The organism is Mycobacterium sp. E3247 (assembly GCF_001667785.1).
Taxonomy (GTDB): domain Bacteria; phylum Actinomycetota; class Actinomycetes; order Mycobacteriales; family Mycobacteriaceae; genus Mycobacterium.
The window spans coordinates 21992-37308 of sequence record NZ_LZJG01000358.1; the positions used below are offsets into that span (position 1 = coordinate 21992).

The 15317-nt window shown below is 68.0% G+C and carries 18 protein-coding genes; 8 read left to right on the top strand and 10 right to left on the bottom strand.

Going from position 1 to position 15317, the window contains the following annotated elements; all coding sequences use genetic code 11:
- Positions 1 to 9: 9 nt before the first annotated feature.
- Together A9X04_RS19665 and A9X04_RS19670 are read right to left on the bottom strand one after the other, a co-directional pair.
- The gene (locus tag A9X04_RS19665) at positions 10 to 1116 is read right to left on the bottom strand and encodes a hypothetical protein (RefSeq protein WP_067924119.1); all 1107 of its coding nucleotides are present in this window, start codon (positions 1114 to 1116) and stop codon (positions 10 to 12) included.
- 178 nt (positions 1117 to 1294) lie between these two features.
- The gene (locus tag A9X04_RS19670) at positions 1295 to 1687 is read right to left on the bottom strand and encodes a hypothetical protein (RefSeq protein WP_156764433.1); all 393 of its coding nucleotides are present in this window, start codon (positions 1685 to 1687) and stop codon (positions 1295 to 1297) included.
- A gap of 62 nt (positions 1688 to 1749) precedes the next feature.
- On the opposite strand from A9X04_RS19670, the gene ag85B reads away from it, so the two are divergent.
- Positions 1750 to 2742 (top strand): diacylglycerol acyltransferase/mycolyltransferase Ag85B, encoded by a 993-nt coding sequence (gene ag85B, locus A9X04_RS19675; RefSeq protein WP_067924124.1) that lies wholly within the window; start codon positions 1750 to 1752, stop codon positions 2740 to 2742.
- Positions 2743 to 2829: 87 nt separating this feature from the next.
- Here the strand turns inward: ag85B and A9X04_RS19680 are convergent, their stop codons facing one another.
- A complete protein-coding gene (locus A9X04_RS19680) occupies positions 2830 to 3402 on the bottom strand; it encodes a hypothetical protein (protein ID WP_082975112.1) in 573 nt (190 codons plus the stop codon).
- 99 nt (positions 3403 to 3501) lie between these two features.
- On the opposite strand from A9X04_RS19680, the gene A9X04_RS19685 reads away from it, so the two are divergent.
- The 6 genes from A9X04_RS19685 (at position 3502) to A9X04_RS19710 (ending at position 7795) form a co-directional block, all read left to right on the top strand.
- Positions 3502 to 4086 (top strand): chorismate mutase, encoded by a 585-nt coding sequence (locus A9X04_RS19685; protein WP_067924127.1) that lies wholly within the window; start codon positions 3502 to 3504, stop codon positions 4084 to 4086.
- Positions 4087 to 4191: 105 nt separating this feature from the next.
- The gene (gene rpfC / locus A9X04_RS19690) at positions 4192 to 4629 is read left to right on the top strand and encodes a resuscitation-promoting factor RpfC (protein ID WP_067924131.1); all 438 of its coding nucleotides are present in this window, start codon (positions 4192 to 4194) and stop codon (positions 4627 to 4629) included.
- A 38-nt stretch (positions 4630 to 4667) separates the two neighbouring features.
- The gene (locus tag A9X04_RS19695) at positions 4668 to 5141 is read left to right on the top strand and encodes an SRPBCC family protein (protein WP_197509246.1); all 474 of its coding nucleotides are present in this window, start codon (positions 4668 to 4670) and stop codon (positions 5139 to 5141) included.
- A gap of 4 nt (positions 5142 to 5145) precedes the next feature.
- Entirely contained in the window at positions 5146 to 5976 is an 831-nt protein-coding gene (locus A9X04_RS19700; RefSeq protein WP_067924138.1) for an SDR family oxidoreductase, read from the top strand.
- Between the two features lie 13 nt (positions 5977 to 5989).
- Positions 5990 to 6409, top strand: a complete 420-nt coding sequence (locus tag A9X04_RS19705) for a lipoprotein LpqH (RefSeq protein WP_067924147.1) — start codon at positions 5990 to 5992, stop codon at positions 6407 to 6409.
- 54 nt (positions 6410 to 6463) lie between these two features.
- Positions 6464 to 7795, top strand: a complete 1332-nt coding sequence (locus A9X04_RS19710) for a cytochrome P450 (RefSeq protein WP_067924150.1) — start codon at positions 6464 to 6466, stop codon at positions 7793 to 7795.
- Here the strand turns inward: A9X04_RS19710 and A9X04_RS19715 are convergent.
- Entirely contained in the window at positions 7792 to 8139 is a 348-nt protein-coding gene (locus A9X04_RS19715; protein WP_067924152.1) for a hypothetical protein, read from the bottom strand. The two genes, A9X04_RS19710 and A9X04_RS19715, sit on opposite strands and share 4 nt — an antisense overlap.
- A gap of 79 nt (positions 8140 to 8218) precedes the next feature.
- Here A9X04_RS19715 and A9X04_RS19720 point away from each other — a divergent pair, with 79 nt between their 5' ends.
- Positions 8219 to 8674 carry a nuclear transport factor 2 family protein gene (locus A9X04_RS19720; protein WP_067924154.1) on the top strand — a complete coding sequence of 152 codons (456 nt, stop codon included), beginning with the start codon at positions 8219 to 8221 and terminating at the stop codon, positions 8672 to 8674.
- A 17-nt stretch (positions 8675 to 8691) separates the two neighbouring features.
- Here the strand turns inward: A9X04_RS19720 and A9X04_RS19725 are convergent, their stop codons facing one another.
- The 6 genes from A9X04_RS19725 to bfr form a co-directional block, all read right to left on the bottom strand.
- A complete protein-coding gene (locus tag A9X04_RS19725) occupies positions 8692 to 9795 on the bottom strand; it encodes an amidohydrolase family protein (protein ID WP_067924181.1) in 1104 nt (367 codons plus the stop codon).
- A gap of 11 nt (positions 9796 to 9806) precedes the next feature.
- Complete coding sequence (locus tag A9X04_RS19730) at positions 9807 to 11159, bottom strand: glutamine synthetase family protein (protein WP_067924156.1); 1353 nt, start codon at positions 11157 to 11159, stop codon at positions 9807 to 9809.
- A 41-nt stretch (positions 11160 to 11200) separates the two neighbouring features.
- On the bottom strand, positions 11201 to 12088 hold the full coding sequence (locus A9X04_RS19735) for a TIGR03854 family LLM class F420-dependent oxidoreductase (protein WP_067924166.1): 888 nt from the start codon (positions 12086 to 12088) through the stop codon (positions 11201 to 11203).
- A 49-nt stretch (positions 12089 to 12137) separates the two neighbouring features.
- A complete protein-coding gene (locus A9X04_RS19740) occupies positions 12138 to 12632 on the bottom strand; it encodes a carboxymuconolactone decarboxylase family protein (protein ID WP_067924171.1) in 495 nt (164 codons plus the stop codon).
- Positions 12633 to 12661: 29 nt separating this feature from the next.
- Complete coding sequence (locus A9X04_RS19745) at positions 12662 to 14734, bottom strand: MDR family MFS transporter (RefSeq protein ID WP_067924172.1); 2073 nt, start codon at positions 14732 to 14734, stop codon at positions 12662 to 12664.
- An 83-nt stretch (positions 14735 to 14817) separates the two neighbouring features.
- Positions 14818 to 15297 (bottom strand): bacterioferritin, encoded by a 480-nt coding sequence (bfr, locus tag A9X04_RS19750; RefSeq protein ID WP_055405255.1) that lies wholly within the window; start codon positions 15295 to 15297, stop codon positions 14818 to 14820.
- Between the last annotated feature and the right edge of the window lie 20 nt (positions 15298 to 15317).

The following is a 15317-nucleotide window of genomic DNA, read 5'->3' on the forward strand; positions in this document are numbered from 1 at the left end:
CCGTCGGCGTCAGGGCTGCGGCTGGGCGGGCGCAGGCGATGCCGAGTCGCCCGCTTGATCGCCGGTGTCGGCCGGTATGTGCTCGAGCACTCGCGTCAAGTACGGCTGCCGGCCACCGGGGTCCGGCTGCTGCACCTCCGGCGCGGTCGGTTCCGTGATCGGTTCGCCCGCGGGCACTTTCGCCTGGGGGGTTAACGGTGCGACGGCCGGCGGCGGCGCCACGGCCTCGGCGACCTGTGGGGTCGGCCCATGCACCGCGTGCCGTGGGGCGGAGTTGCTCGCCGGGGCCAGCTGGAAACCCACCGCGAGCGATATCGAGGAGACGAACGTGACCACACCGGCGGCCAGAGTGGTCACGGCACCGGCGTACGGCCGCTTCCGGGGTGTCGCGGGCGTGGCCGCGGGTTCCCCACCGTCCACCACCAGTTGGTCGTCGGTGAACTCGGTGCTGCGGGCGGCGGTGAGCGCCGCGCCCCTCGCGATGGTCACCTGGGCCATCGTTTGCACGAAAACCGGTACCGGCAGCGCGTTTTCAAGTTGCCAGGAGAATCCGTCGATGTCGCAGTGCGCGCCGACGACCACGACCCCGCCGGGTTGCCATCCGTTGCGGTCGAACATGCCGGTCAGCCAGCGCGTCAGTCCGTCGAAGCCGCCGCGCACCTGCTTTGTCGCCGTCTGCGTCTCCCCGCCGTGGGTGTCGACCATGACGACGGTCGTCGAATCATGTTCGAGGATGCAGACCGCGGTCTGCTCGTAGCCGATGACCGGTGCGATGGCCTGGGCCAGCGTCTCGACGGCCTCGAGTTGGCGGACCGGCACGACGTTGTCGAATCCGGCGTCGGTCAGCGCTTCCAGCAGCAGCGCGGCCTGCGCGGCCGCCTCGTCGTTCCACGTCACCCCAATGATGCGCAGACGATGCTCGCTGGCGGCCGCCTGGGCTTCCACCCGCGCGATCTCGTCCACCACTTGTTCCGCGGTACTCGCGGCGCACGCGCCGCGGCCGGTGTGCAGGGCCAGCTCCTGGTGATCCAGGATGGTGCCGTCTGCGCCGTGTCCCTCAGCGAGGACCCACCCAACGGCGGCCGGCGTCACTGATAGCCCAAGTACCGTGTCCAAAACTCATTGCCCCAATCGGTCCCGGGCCTCCGACACCCTCACCCGCACCGACGCGCACCAGAAATCCCTGGTGAGGTGGTTCGTGAGAGCCGGAACGGACCGAGAAAACGTGGTCTCCGTCGGCTTGCTTCGTGAGAGCCTACGCGGTCGCCGCAAGTCCGGCTGCCCCGGTCGCCCATCATCGGCCAACCGGCCGGATCACGCGCAGCGGATGCGCCGGCCGGACGGGCAGGTGACGCACCTGCCGTCTGCCGGCCGTCAGCGCCGGGAATCGCGCCTTCGTCCCGAGGCGATAAAAGCGCTCGGTGATCCCCAGGTCCCGGATCCGCGTTTTCGGCGGCGGTTCGGTGTCGCGCGGCCGGCCGCCGTCCCGGTCGGGTCGAAAATCGGCGCTCTGGCCATTACCGCGCCCCCAAAACCCGACCCCGCTGCCAGGCGCTTCCCACAAGTCAGCGGTGATAGCGGGCTGCGGGCCAAGCGGCGTCGACGTTGCGGCGCCGTTATCCCCCGGGGGAAATTGACGCGGGAAAAGCGATACCAAACCGAGATCACCTCGCGTCCCGATCGACATTCTGCCTATTCGCACGGTAAATTCCTGCCTGAGACGACGATCACATGCGACAAGGGGCAGGTATGACAGATCTGAGCGAGATGGTCCGGGCCTGGGGGCGCCGGCTTTTAGTCGGTGCGGCAGCGGCTGTCACCCTGCCGGGCCTGATCGGTCTTGCCGGCGGCGCGCCGACCGCGGGAGCCTTCTCCCGCCCCGGTCTGCCCGTCGAATACCTGCAGGTGCCGTCGGCCGGGATGGGCCGCAACATCAAGGTCCAATTCCAGAGCGGCGGCAACGGCTCCCCCGCGGTGTACCTGCTCGACGGGTTGCGCGCCCAAGACGACTACAACGGCTGGGACATCAACACCCCGGCGTTCGAGTGGTACTACCAGTCCGGCCTGTCGATCGTCATGCCCGTCGGCGGCCAGTCCAGCTTCTACAGCGACTGGTACAGCCCGGCGTGCGGTAAGGCCGGTTGTTCGACGTACAAGTGGGAGACCTTCCTGACCAGTGAGCTGCCGCAATACCTGGCCTCCAACAAGAGCGTGAAGTCCACGGGCAGCGCCGCGGTCGGCATCTCGATGGCCGGTTCTTCGGCGCTGATCCTGGCCGCCTACCACCCGAACCAGTTCATCTATGCGGGTTCGCTGTCGGCCCTGATGGACCCCTCGCAGGGCATGGGCCCCTCTTTGATCGGCCTCGCGATGGGTGACGCCGGCGGTTACAAGGCCAGCGACATGTGGGGCCCGTCGAGCGACCCCGCCTGGCAGCGCAACGACCCCTCACTGCAGATCCCCAAGCTGGTGGGCAACAACACCCGCCTTTGGATCTACTGCGGTAACGGCACGCCGTCGGAGCTGGGCGGGGCCAACATGCCCGCCGAGTTCCTGGAGAACTTCGTGCGCAGCAGCAACCTGAAGTTCCAGGACGCCTACAACGCGGCCGGTGGCCACAACGCGGTGTTCAACTTCAACGCCAACGGGACCCACAGCTGGGAATACTGGGGAGCTCAGCTCAACGCCATGAAGCCGGACCTGCAGGGCACCCTGGGTGCCACGGCCGGTGGCGGCGGATAACCGTTACCTGACCCGAGGTCGCTACTGCGCCTGACGACGACGCCGTCGGGCGCAGTAGCACGTCGTGGCCCTTTTGGTCTGAGCGGTTCACCCCGTCCGGGGGAATTGGTCGGTGACATCGGTCCACGTCGTGGCGTCGCGGCGATGGTCGTTCATGTTCCGGCATTCGCCGTAGACCCGCAGTACGCCCAGCCGCGGTTCGTCGTCGTGGCGGTAAACTATCACGGTGACGGCGTCCTTGGTGAGCGTCCTGGCCCACGCATGATTGTTGGGCGGCAGGCCCTCGGCCCAGCCGTGCTCGGCCAGCGTTGCGGCGATTCGGGCGAAGTAGGCATCGGCCGGTGCCGCCGCGGGCAGCGTGAACGTCAGGTAGACCGAGCCTTGGTACGGCGGGTTGTCGCGGTCTTTGCAGGACATCAGCGCGTAGCCGGCCGACGACGTCTGCAGGCCCGTCGCGGCCACGACGCTCTGGGCCGCCTGAACGGCCTGAGCCCTCGACTGACCGTCGCTGACGGGGCTCACGGGGTGCTCGAGGGCGTCGGCGGGCGTCGAATGGAGGCGACCGACCAGCAAAAACAGCGCGCCCAGCAGCAGCGGAATCGCCAGCGCAACGGCGATCAGCGCGCGAATCTGCTTCGAGCGCAAAGTCTTTCCGCGCATTCGGCCAACGCGGCGCGGGCCGCGGCTGTCCATGGTCGACGACATCAGCAATTCAGGCTAACTCCGAACGGCCCGGATGCCCGGGGCTGCCGCAGAATCATGGCTATGACCAGCCGCCGCAGCACCCGGATCGCCCGCCGCTGCGGCGGCGTGATCGGCGCGATGGCGATCTTGATCGCATCGCCGGTGCGGGCGGACGAGACGAGCCCACTCCACGAATTGGTCGACGCCGCGGCGCAGCGGTTACAGATCGCCGAGCCGGTGGCCGCCTTCAAGTGGACCACCCACGGGGCGATCGAAGACCAGGTCCGCGTCCGGCAAGAACTCGCGAACATGGCCGCCCAGGCCTCCGCCCGGCAGATCGATCCGGATTACGTCACCCGGATCTTCGGCGACCAGATCAGCGCTACCGAGGGCATCGAATACGCCCGGTTCGCGGATTGGAAGCTCGACCCCGCGGCAGCCCCCACCGGGGCGGAGGATCTGTCGGCGTCGCGATCGTCGATCGACGCACTGAATCAGGCGATGCTGTCCCAGGTGGTGGCCCAGTGGGGCCCGCTGCACTCGCCGGCATGTCCCGGGCAGCGCGACCTCGCCAGCCGCGAGGTCATCGGCGCGCGTCGGCTCGACGGTCTCTATCAACGGGCGCTGGCGTTAGCGACTCGGTCATATTGCCAGCAATAATTTAGTTTTTCCTCATCGCTTTCTAACACTTTCTTTCGCCTTCGCAATACGCGCATATCCGCAGATAGAAGGCCAATCTCGTGGCATTTTCGAATAGGTAACGCTTTGGCCACGGCGGCCGAAATCCAGGACATGAAAATTCTCTGCAAGCCTCTCGTCAAGTCCCTGGCGGTCGGCGGGTTCGTTGCAGCGTTGATAGCTTCGTCCACCGGTGTGGCCACCTCGGCCCCCACCCCCAACTGGGATGCGATCGCCCAGTGCGAATCCGGTGGCAACTGGCACGCCAACACCGGAAACGGCGAATACGGTGGGCTCCAATTCAAACCGGGCACTTGGGAACGCTACGGCGGTGTCGGCAACCCGGCGGCCGCATCCAGGGAACAGCAAATCGCCGTAGCCAACCGGGTTTTCGCCGACCAGGGTGTGGAGGCATGGCCCAAGTGCGGCGCCGCCTCGGGCCTGCCGATCGGCTGGTACTCGCACCCCGCGCAGGGCATCAAGGAGATCATCAACGGGCTGATCCAGGCGGCGGCCCCACGCTGACGATCAACCGCCGTCGCGGTCTATGACCGGACGGCAAGCTGTGTTTGGATCAGGCCATGGAAGGTTCGGCGACTGTTCACATGGCGGCGCCCGCGGACAAGATCTGGAATCTGATCGCGAACGTCGACAATATCGGACGGTTCTCCCCCGAAGTGTTCGAGGCCGAGTGGCTGGGCGAAGCGAATGGCCCCGCTCTCGGCGCCAAATTCCGCGGTCACGTGCGGCGTAACGAGATCGGCCCGGTGTATTGGACGACGTGCGGGGTCACCGCGTGTGATCCCGGCCGCGAATTCGGCTTCGCGGTGCTGCTCGGCGATCGGGCGGTCAACAACTGGCACTACCGATTGGCGCCCAGCGGCGGCGGCACGGACGTCACCGAATCGTTCCGGCTCAACCCGGCGCCGTGGCTGGGCATCTACTGGTTGTTCGGCGGTTGTCTGCGCAAGCGGCGCAACATCCGCGACATGACGAAAACGCTGAACCGCATCAAAGATGTGGTCGAAGCGGACTGACGCCGTGAAATCGATCTTCATCACCGGCGCGGGGAGCGGCATGGGCCGGGAGGGCGCAAAGCTGTTCCACGCCAAGGGGTGGCGCGTAGGCGCCGTGGATCGCAACGACGACGGTCTCACGACGCTGCGAGAAGAACTGGGCGACCGGCTGTGGACCCGCCGGGTTGACGTGACGGACAAGGCGGCGCTCGAGGGCGCCCTGGCCGACTTCTGTGCCGGCAACAGCGGCGGCGGGCTCGACATGATGTGGAACAACGCCGGCATCGGTGAATCCGGGTGGTTCGAGGACGTGCCGTACGAGGCCGCGATGCGCCTCGTCGACATCAATTACAAGGCGGTGCTCACCGGCGCCTACGCATCGTTGCCGTATCTGAAGAAGGCGCCGGGCAGCCTGATGTTCTCGACGTCGTCTTCGTCGGCGACCTACGGCATGCCGCGCCTGGCCGTGTATTCGTCGACCAAGCACGCGGTCAAAGGGCTGACAGAGGCGCTGAGCGTGGAATGGGGCCGGCACGGCGTGCGCGTCGCCGACGTGCTGCCGGGCCTGATCGACACCGCGATCCTGACCACGACGACCAATCACTCCGGCGACGGCGGCGCGCCGAGGACGGCGGAGGAACTGCACGCCACCGCGCCCAAGAAGGGCCCGTTCCGGTTGATGCCGGCGAGCAGTGTGGCGGAAGCGGCGTGGCAGGCTTACCACCACCCGAAGCGGTTGCACTGGTACGTGCCCAAGGGCATTCGCCTGATCGACTTGTTCAAGGGCCTGAGCCCGGAGTTCGTACGACGCAGCATCGTCAAATCCCTACCCGCGCTGATGCCGAAGCGGCAGTGAAGGAGGTGAACCGGTGCGACACCGGTTACACGCGGTTGTTCTCGTCCTGATCGCCGGTGTCGGCGTCGCGGGTTGTGGCGCGGGGCCGACGGTACCCCGGAAGGCGGCCCGTCTGACCATCGACGGCGCCACCCACACGACGCGCCCGCCGGCGTGCAGCCAGAACCAGCAGTACCGCACCATCGACATCAAGGACCGCGACGGCGGCGTCGAGGCGGTGGTGTTGACCAGCGGTTACCGAGTGATGCCCCAGTGGGTGAAGATCCGCAACGTCGACGGGTTCACCGGGAGCTTCTGGGAAGGCGGGGTGGGCGACGCGCACGCCGATGTCACCAACGACGCGTACACGATCACCGGCAGCGCGTACGGCATCAACAGCAGCAACCCCGACAAAGTGGTGACGACCGAGTTCAAGATCATCGCCGAGTGCTGACCCGGCCGGGGTTCTGGGCCTAGGCTCGGTGACATCGACCGAGGGAGGCGCCCGGTGAAGGAACGATTGCACTGGTTGGCGATGCACGGTTTCATTCGGGGCGTCGCGACGGTCGGGGTTCGGCGGGGTGACCTGCACGCCAGGCTGATCGCCGATCCCGGGGTGGCCGCCAACCCGACGCCCTTCTACGACGAACTCCGCGCCGCGGGGCCGGTGGTCAAGGGCCGCGTCAGTTACCTGACGGCCGACCATGCGCTCGCCCACGAACTGCTGCGTTCCGACGACTTCCGCGTGCTGATGTTCGGTGCGAATCTGCCGCGCCCGTTGCGCTGGCTGGAGCGCCGCACCCGCGACGACCTGCTGCATCCGCTGCGCGCACCGTCGCTGCTCGCCGTCGAGCCGCCAGACCACACCCGCTACCGCAAGACGGTCTCGGCGGTGTTCACTCCCCGGGCGGTCGCCGCGCTACGGGATCGTGTCGAGCAGACCGCCACGGGGCTGCTCGATCAGCTGGCCGCCGAGTCCGGCGCCTGCGACGTCGTAGACATCGTGGGGCGGTATTGCTCGCAGCTTCCGGTCGCGATCATCAGCGACATCCTCGGCGTACCCGAGCGTGAGCGGCGGCGCGTCTTGGAATTCGGTGAGCTCGCCGCGCCGAGCCTGGACATCGGGCTGACGTGGCAGCAGTACCGGCGTGTGCAGCGGGGACTCGCCGGCTTCAGCTCCTGGCTCGGGGAGCATCTGAGCCAGTTACGGCGCACGCCGACCGACAACCTGATGAGCCAGCTGATTCAGATAGCCGAAAGCGGCTCGGCGGAAACGTATTTGGACGAGAACGAACTTCAGGCGATCGCCGGGCTGGTGTTGGCGGCCGGCTTCGAGACCACGGTCAACCTGCTGGGCAACGGGATCCGCATGCTGCTGGATGCTCCCGACCGCCTGGACACATTGCGCCAACTGCCCGACCTGTGGCCCAACGCCGTCGAGGAGATACTGCGGCTGGAGTCGCCGGTGCAGCTGACCGCGCGCATGGCGCGCGGCGACGTCGAGCTGGCCGGCGAGCAACTGCAGCGCGGCGACCTGGTGCTCGTCTATCTGGCCGCCGCCAACCGTGACCCGTCGGTCTTCGACGAACCGCACCGCTTCGACATCGAACGACCCAACGCGGGAAGGCATCTCGCGTTCTCCGGCGGTCGGCACTTCTGTCTGGGCGCGGCGCTGGCGCGCTCCGAGGGCGAGGTCGGGCTCCGGACGTTCTTCGAACGGTTTCCCGAGGTGCGCGCGGCGGGTGCGGGAAGCAGGCGCGACACGCGTGTACTGCGGGGCTGGTCGTCTCTGCCGGTGGCGCTGGGGCCGGCGCGGTCGATGGCCCGCGTGGACGGCTAGGGCTTCCCGCCGAGGGAATCGCCGCGCCACCGAAAAGCGAAGAGCGCGAGAATGATCGCCGTCGGCAGGGCGCCCGCCGCGAAGATCGCCAACTGCCAGACCCACCCGAGCGCCTTGCTGGCCAAGCCTTCGCTGTGGATCACCTCGTCACCGGCCGGCGTCCTGGCCGCGCAGCCGCGGGTCTTCGCCCACCACTCGTCGCGCGTCAGCCGGTAGCCGTTGGCGGCCACCCAGTCGCGACAATCCTGGCTGGTGCCCCAGTATCCGTAAGCGATGGCCCCGCATATGCCGGCCAGCATCGCGGCCACGGCGATCGCGATCAGGATCTTTGCCCGTCCGCTCATGGATCTCATCCTTCAGGGTCTGGCGGCTGTTGACACCCGTGCGGTTACCGAGTTTATTTGCACTATGACAGACACCTCTATGATCTCGGTCGAGGGCGCCGTACTCGGGTTGTGGCGGGCGCTCTCGCGGCGGGACTGGGACGCGGTCAAGACGTTCCTGTCCGATGACTGCCTGTACGTCGACATGCCGGTGCCCGCGCTGTCGGCGCGCGGACCGGAAGACATCGTCCAGCGGCTCAAGATGGGTCTCGAGCCGCTGGCGGGCTACGAGAACCACGACGGCGTGCTGGTGTCCAACGGTTCCGACGTGATGTACGAGCATTCCGAGACCTGGACGTTCACCTCAGGCGAGCAAGGCGTGCTGCGATTCGTGACGGTCCACAAGGTCGCCGCGCAGGACGGCGAGGCCAAGATCACCGTCTGGAAAGACTATTGGGACATGAACAGCCTGGTGGCCTTCGCTCCCCCGAACCACTTCGAGAACCTCGCGAACGCGGACACCAGCTGGGTGTTCGATGCGTCGGACCTGGTCTGACCCGGCGTCATCGGGCGTCAGAGCCGGTAGAGCCCGGCGGCGTTGTCGTGGGCGATCAGGTCGACCACCCGGATGGCGTCGCGCTCGCTCCAATCGTCGTCGGCTACGAAACCGTCCAGCACGCGATGAATTGCCTTGCGCCACAGGAGCGCACCGAGGAAGTGGAGTTCCGCGGGGCCGAACCCGTCCGACGAGTAGAGGATCTTCCGGAAGGGCGCCAGCTCGAGTAGCCGGGCCACGAACGCCGGTGAGCGCGCTCCGAGCTGGTTCACGCTCAATCCGCCGTCGACGTAGACGTTGTTGAAGGCCTGCGCCAGATATCCGGCCTCACGCTCGTAGGGGTAGCAGTGCAACAACACGATCGGGGTGCCCCCCGACTGCCGCAGGAAGTCGAGCAGCAGCAGCGGGTTGGCCTTGTGCAGTTCGCAGTCCCGGTCGCCGAGGCCGACGTGGAACTGCAGGGGCTTGCCCAACCGCAGCGCCCGGTGCAACCCGAAACGCAGCAGCACCCGGTCCCGTAACCGGGTGCCGCCGCTCTCGCGCCACCGGTCCGCGGCCTCGGCGACCATCGCCGCCGGCGGCTCGCTCAGGTCGCCGTCAAACCCGCCCCGGTAGGCCAGGATCGACTTCGTGCCGACCGCTGTCGCCGCACGCCGCTGCAAAATGTCGTCGAACGCCGCGGCGTAGTCACCGGGCGCGCGCGCGGCCTGTTCGGCCACCTCCTCGAGGCGAACGATCTCGTGGGCGCGACCGCCGGACAGCTCCCCCATGACGTCGGGGCCGGCGGTGTCCGCGCCGATCCCGGTGTCCACCAGCCAGTCGCTCACGCCCGCGGCCGGCAGGAACATGCGGGCCAGTTCGGTCTCGCTGAACCGGCTGCGGCGCTCCCAATAGGATTGCGGATCAACGTGTCTGGGCAGGCCCAGAACGGGTGCGCAGTGCGCGCGCACCGCAAAGCCGAGTTGGGAGTCGAAACCCGGGCCCGTGATCGGTTCGGTGTTCGCCTCGTTGAGCGCGTTCTCGAATCGTGGCAAGTCCCCCGCCGCCAACCAGCAACCGTGGACGTGTTGATCGATCAGCCTCACTTCGCCGATGTGCTGGGCCAGGGCGTCGGACGTCATCGCGAGACCCGTCACAGGCTCCAGGCCATGCGGAACTTCTCCGCCAATCGCTCGGTGTCGAGATCGCCGTACCGCTCGCGTTCCAGGCGGCGGACCGCAACCACCATGTCGACCGCCGGGTCGCCCAAAATGCTCCGCAGGAGGTCCGAACGGTCCAGTGCGGCAATCACTTCGGCCTGTCCCCGGTGCAGGCTCACGATGCCGTCGCGATCGCGCTCGGAATCGGACAGGGAAGCCGGGTCGGTGGTGATCTCCGGTGGCAGCGGGGCTTGGCGGTTGATCCCATCCAGGGCCAGCCCCAGGATCGCCGCCGACGCCAGGTAGGGGTTCGCGGACGGGTCGATGATCTTCACCTCGACGTTTCCGCCGCGCGGGTTCGCGGGCCCACCCGCGATGAATCGCACCGCCGCCTCGCGGTTCTCGGTTCCCCAGCACGCATACGCCCCGGCCCAATTGCCGGGCTGCATGCGCAAGCCGGACACGATCGACCCGCACAGCACGCCCTGCGCCGCGGGCAGTCCCGCAACCACCCCCGCGACCGCGCTCTCCCCCGCGGCCGTCATGCCCCGGGTGCCCGAACCGTCGGAGAACAGCCGCCCGTCCAGCATGGTCAGCGAAAAATGTTGGTGTGCACCGGATCCCACGCCGCCAGCGAAGGGTGCGGGTGACAGGCTGATGCGAAGCCCGTGGCGGCGGGCCACGCGCCCGATGATGAGCCGCAACAGCACCAGCTGGTCGGCCGCGGCCACCGGGGCTTGTGGCGCCAGGGAGAGCTCGAACTGGTTGGCACCGTACTCGGGATGGAACTGCTCGATCGCGATGCCCGCCGCGGCCGCCGACCGGGTGACCTCACGGACGAACGCCTCATGCTCCAGCACGCCGGCGAGGCCGTATTGCGCCCACAACGTCGACGGGAGGCGGCCGCCGTCGGGGGTGACCAGAAGGAATTCGACCTCGTGGCCGACGATCGCCTCGATCCCGGCCTCGGACAGGGCGGTCTCGATCCGGCTCAGCGTGCCGCGGGCGCAGGCGGGGACGGGCGCGCCGTCCTGGGCGAAGAACGCGGCCGGCGCCCACGCGAGCCCGTCGCCGATGATGCGCAGGGCCGCCAGGTCGATGCGGAGGCGTTGGTCGCCGATCACGCCGGCATCGGGGGTGAAGGCGATGCCGCTCTGGTCGATCGCGAACGCGTGCCACGACGGGCTGGCGCCGAGGCCGGGATCGGCGAACGCGTTCGTCCGCCGGATCGGAACGGTCTTGGCCAGGGTGAGCCCGGCGGGGTTCACGACGGTGCCGATCACGGTGTCGACGCCCTGGGCCTCCAGCTCGGCGACCGAGGCGGCGGCAAGCGGTGTGCCGGTCATGGCAGTCATTGTGCAGGGTCGCGATGCCCCGGCTCGCGAATTCAGTTCTGCCGGGGCGTCAATTCGGTGACGAACCGATCGAGGAAGCCGTCCACCGGCGCGCCGCCCGCCGGGCGAATGACGAACTTGGTCAGTCCCGCGTCGATGTAGGCGTCCAGCTGGCGGTGCAGCTGGTCCCAGCCGGCGGCGATCAGCTCGGCGGGATCGACGTCGGGACGGCGCGCGCGGGCCGCCGCGGCCAGGGCGGCGGGCAACTCGTCGGACCCGTCCGCCACGGCCAGTGAGATCCCGAAGTGATCGGGGTCTATCCGCCGGCCCGCGTGCTCAGCCGCGCGTTCGATCGCCTCCCGGCCCGCCCGCGCCTCCGCCGGCGTCAGGAAGCTACCCAACCAACCGTCGGCCAGCGCGCCGATGCGCCGGAACGCCGGCGGCGCCGAGCCGCCCAGCCAGAGGTCGAGCGGGGGGTCCGGCCTGGGCTTGACCGCGGCCCCGCTGAAGGTGAAATACCGGCCGCTGTAGCTGGCCGAATCCTCGACCAGCACCGAGCGCAGCACCTGTAGTGACTCGTCGAACACCGCGGCCCGTTCCCCGTCGGGGACCACGAACACCTCGCGCTCGGCCGGCAAGGCCGACCGCAGGCCGAACACGGGAAGGACGCGCTTCGGCGCCAGGGACGCCAACGATGCCAGTTGTTTGGCCACCAGGACCGGATGCCGCCCCGGGAGCACAGCCACCGAGGTGCCGACCTTCAACCGGGTGGTCCGGGCCAGCGCGTAGGCCATCCCGACCGCCGGATCGACCGCCGGGGTGTACACCAGCTCGGAGAACCACAGCGAGTCGACTCCGCTGGCCTCGAGGTGATCGACGATGGGCGCCAATCGATCTGGAGCGGTGTCCGGGCCCAGGCCGACGCCGAAGCGAATCTTCACCCGTGGAGCAACACCGCGGTGCCGCGGTTTGTGCCCGCGGCGAGAGCGGCTATGCGCGACTCGGGATGGTCAGCTTGCAGGCTTGGCCGATGTCGAGGGTCCGCAACACGCGACCCATGCCGACCCACAGCGCGCACGACAGGGCCAAGTCGGCCAGCAGCTCGTCGGAGAAGTGTTCGGAGCACCGGCTCCAGAAATCCTCGTCGTCGCGCAGGGCGGTGTGCTCGGTGGCGAAGCGGTCGGCAAACTCGGCCGCCAGCCGCTCCTGTTCGCTGTAGCCAGGCCAGGTGCGCCACTGCAGGGCGTGGTCGTACAACTCCTCGTCGACGCCGGCCGCGGGCCCGTCTTCGTCGCGGGTGTTGACGCAGACGACGCATTCGTTGCGGTGCGCGATCACGGCGCGCGCCAGTTCGCGGGTGCGCAGCGGCAGCCGGTTCTTGGTATAGACCGCGTTGCTGAACCCGCCGAGCGCGCCGCCGATGTCGGGGGACTTCACAAACCAGCCGGCCAGGTCGTCGTCAGCAAATGTTCCGATTCGGCTCATGGCGTGATGGTACGCCCGCACCACCAGTTTCAGGGTGTGGGCACCGGGATCTTCGTGGTGGGTCGGTCGTCGCTCCAGTCCCGTTGCGCGAGAACGCGGCCCGCGACTCGATTCAACGCCGCCTCCACCACGCGACGATCCGGTCTTCCGGCGAATCCCGGTGAGCGGGCAAGCTTGTCGACCAGCCAGCCCACCAGCAGCGAGTGCACGTAGTCCACCTGCTGGGCCCCCGCGGGTGTCAGCCACAGCTGGTCGCCGTCGCCGCGGGCGTATCCGGTGGCGATCAGCCGCGAGAAGGTGGGCTCCAGCACCTCGAACGGTATCCGTAGGTACTCGGCGATGTCGGTGAGCCGGGCCGTGCCATACATCTGCTCGTAGCGGTTGATGCGCAACACGCCCCACAATCCGGCCACGTCGAGTCGGCAGTCGGGTCGCATGGCGATGCTGCGCAATCGCATGCCGGGCACACCGCGCAGCATGCGTTCGACCGCACCCTCCAGCATCTGATCCGGGGTCTCGGTGTTCGGCATGCCGAACGCGTCGCCGAGATCAATTGTGCTGTCGTGCATTTCCCGCAAGGGGACCTCCCGCAGGAACAACGCCAGGACGAATCCCGCCAGCGCGACCGGAACCGCCCAGAGGAATACGTGGGTGAGCGACTCGGCGTAGGCGGCGACGATCGGCGCGGCCGCCTGGCGGGGCAACCGGTGCAACGCCTCCGGTGACGCGGCGGCCGCGGCCGGCGCGCGGCTGGCCGCCATCGCCGGGCCGATCCGGTTGTGCAGGAAGTTCGTGAACAGTGAACCGAAGATGGCGGCGCCGAACGAGCTGCCGATCGTGCGGAAGAAGGTGACGCCGGAGGTCGCGACGCCGAGGTCGTCGAAGCCCACGGTGTTCTGCACGATCAGGACAAGGGTCTGCATGCACATCCCGATCCCGGCGCCGAGGATGACGAGGAACAGCGATTGAACGAACACCGATGTCGACGGGTCCATCCGCGACATCAGAAAGAACGCCACCGCCATGACGGCGGTGCCGGCGACGGGGAAGAGCTTATATCTGCCCGTGCGCCCGACGATGACACCACTGCCCATCGAGGTGGCCAGCATCCCGATCACCATCGGCAACGTGCGCAGGCCCGACGTGGTGGCCGAGACGCCGTCGACGAACTGCATGTACGTCGGCAGGAACGTCAGGGCGCCCAGCATCGCGAAACCGACCACGAAGGATAGGACGCAGCACACCGTGAACACCGGACTGCCGAACAGCCGGGTCGGCAGGATCGGCGCGGCGGCGCGGCTTTCCACCCAGGCGAAGACGCACAACGCGATCACCGAGCCGACGAACAGGCCGATGATCGTGGGCGATCCCCACGGGTAGGTGGTCCCGCCCCAGCTGGTGGCCAGTGTCAGCCCGGCGGCGCCCAGGCCGACGAACACGATGCCGATGTAGTCGATGACCGGTTTGGTGCGGTCGGACAGCGCCGGGATGGCGGCGGCCGCCACGAAAAAGACCACGACCGAGATGGGGACGTTGATCCAGAACGCCCAGCGCCAGGTGAAGTGGTCGGTGAAGTAGCCGCCGAGCAAGGGGCCGATCACGGTCGTGACGCCGAACACTGCGCCCATCGCGCCCTGGTAGCGGCCGCGGTCCCGCAGCGGGATCACCTCACCGATCAGCGCCATGGCGGTCACCATGAGCCCGCCGCCGCCGATGCCCTGCAGCGCGCGTGCGGCGACCAGCATGCCCATCGAGCTCGAGAGCCCACACAGCACCGATCCGGCGATGAAGAAGACGACGGCCGCCTGGAACACCCGCTTGCGGCCGAACAGGTCACCGAACTTGCCGACGAGGGCGGTGGCGATGGTCGAGGCCAGCAGGTAGCTGGTGACCACCCACGATTGATGGCCTGCGCCACCAAGATTGGCGACGATGGTGGGCAGCGCGGTCGCCACGATCGTCTGGTCCAACGCGGCCATCAGCATGCCGAGCAGGACCGCAACGAAGATGAAATTGCGCCGTTGCGGGTCGACCGCGACATCCTTGGGCCCGGAATCCGAAGCGCGGCCGGCCGGAGCCGGCGCTGGTGTCGCCCTCGTCATGCCCGCCTTCCCACGGATTTCGATGGTATTGAGTGCCCACGGTCAACCCGTGGCAACCAAAACCGCGAAAGGCGTGCGCGGCGTTAGCTCGGCGGCCTCGAGACGCACTGCGCCGAGTAGAGCTCCACGCCGAGCTTGTCCATCAGCTCCAGCTGCGTCTCGAGGTAATCGATGTGCTTCTCCTCGTCCGCCACGATCTCTTCCAGCAAGTTGGCGCTCGTGGTGTCCTGCTTCTCGCGGCACATGATGATGCCGGGCTTGAGCCGGTCCATCACCTCGTACTCGATGGCCAGGTCGGCCTCGAACTGTTCGCGCAGGGTCTGGCCGATGCGCAGCGAGAAGAGCCGCTGGTAGTTGGGCAACCCGTCGAGCAGCAGAATGCGGTCGGTGATCGCCTCGGCGTGCCGCATCTCATCGAAGGACTCGGCCCGGGTGTGCTCGGCGAGCTCGGTGAAGCCCCAGTTGTCCTGCATTTTGGAATGCAGGAAATATTGGTTGATCGCGGTGAGCTCGCCGGTCAGCTGCTCGTTGAGCAAGCGCAAAACATCCGGATCCCCTTGCATGATCACTCCCCTGCGGTGAC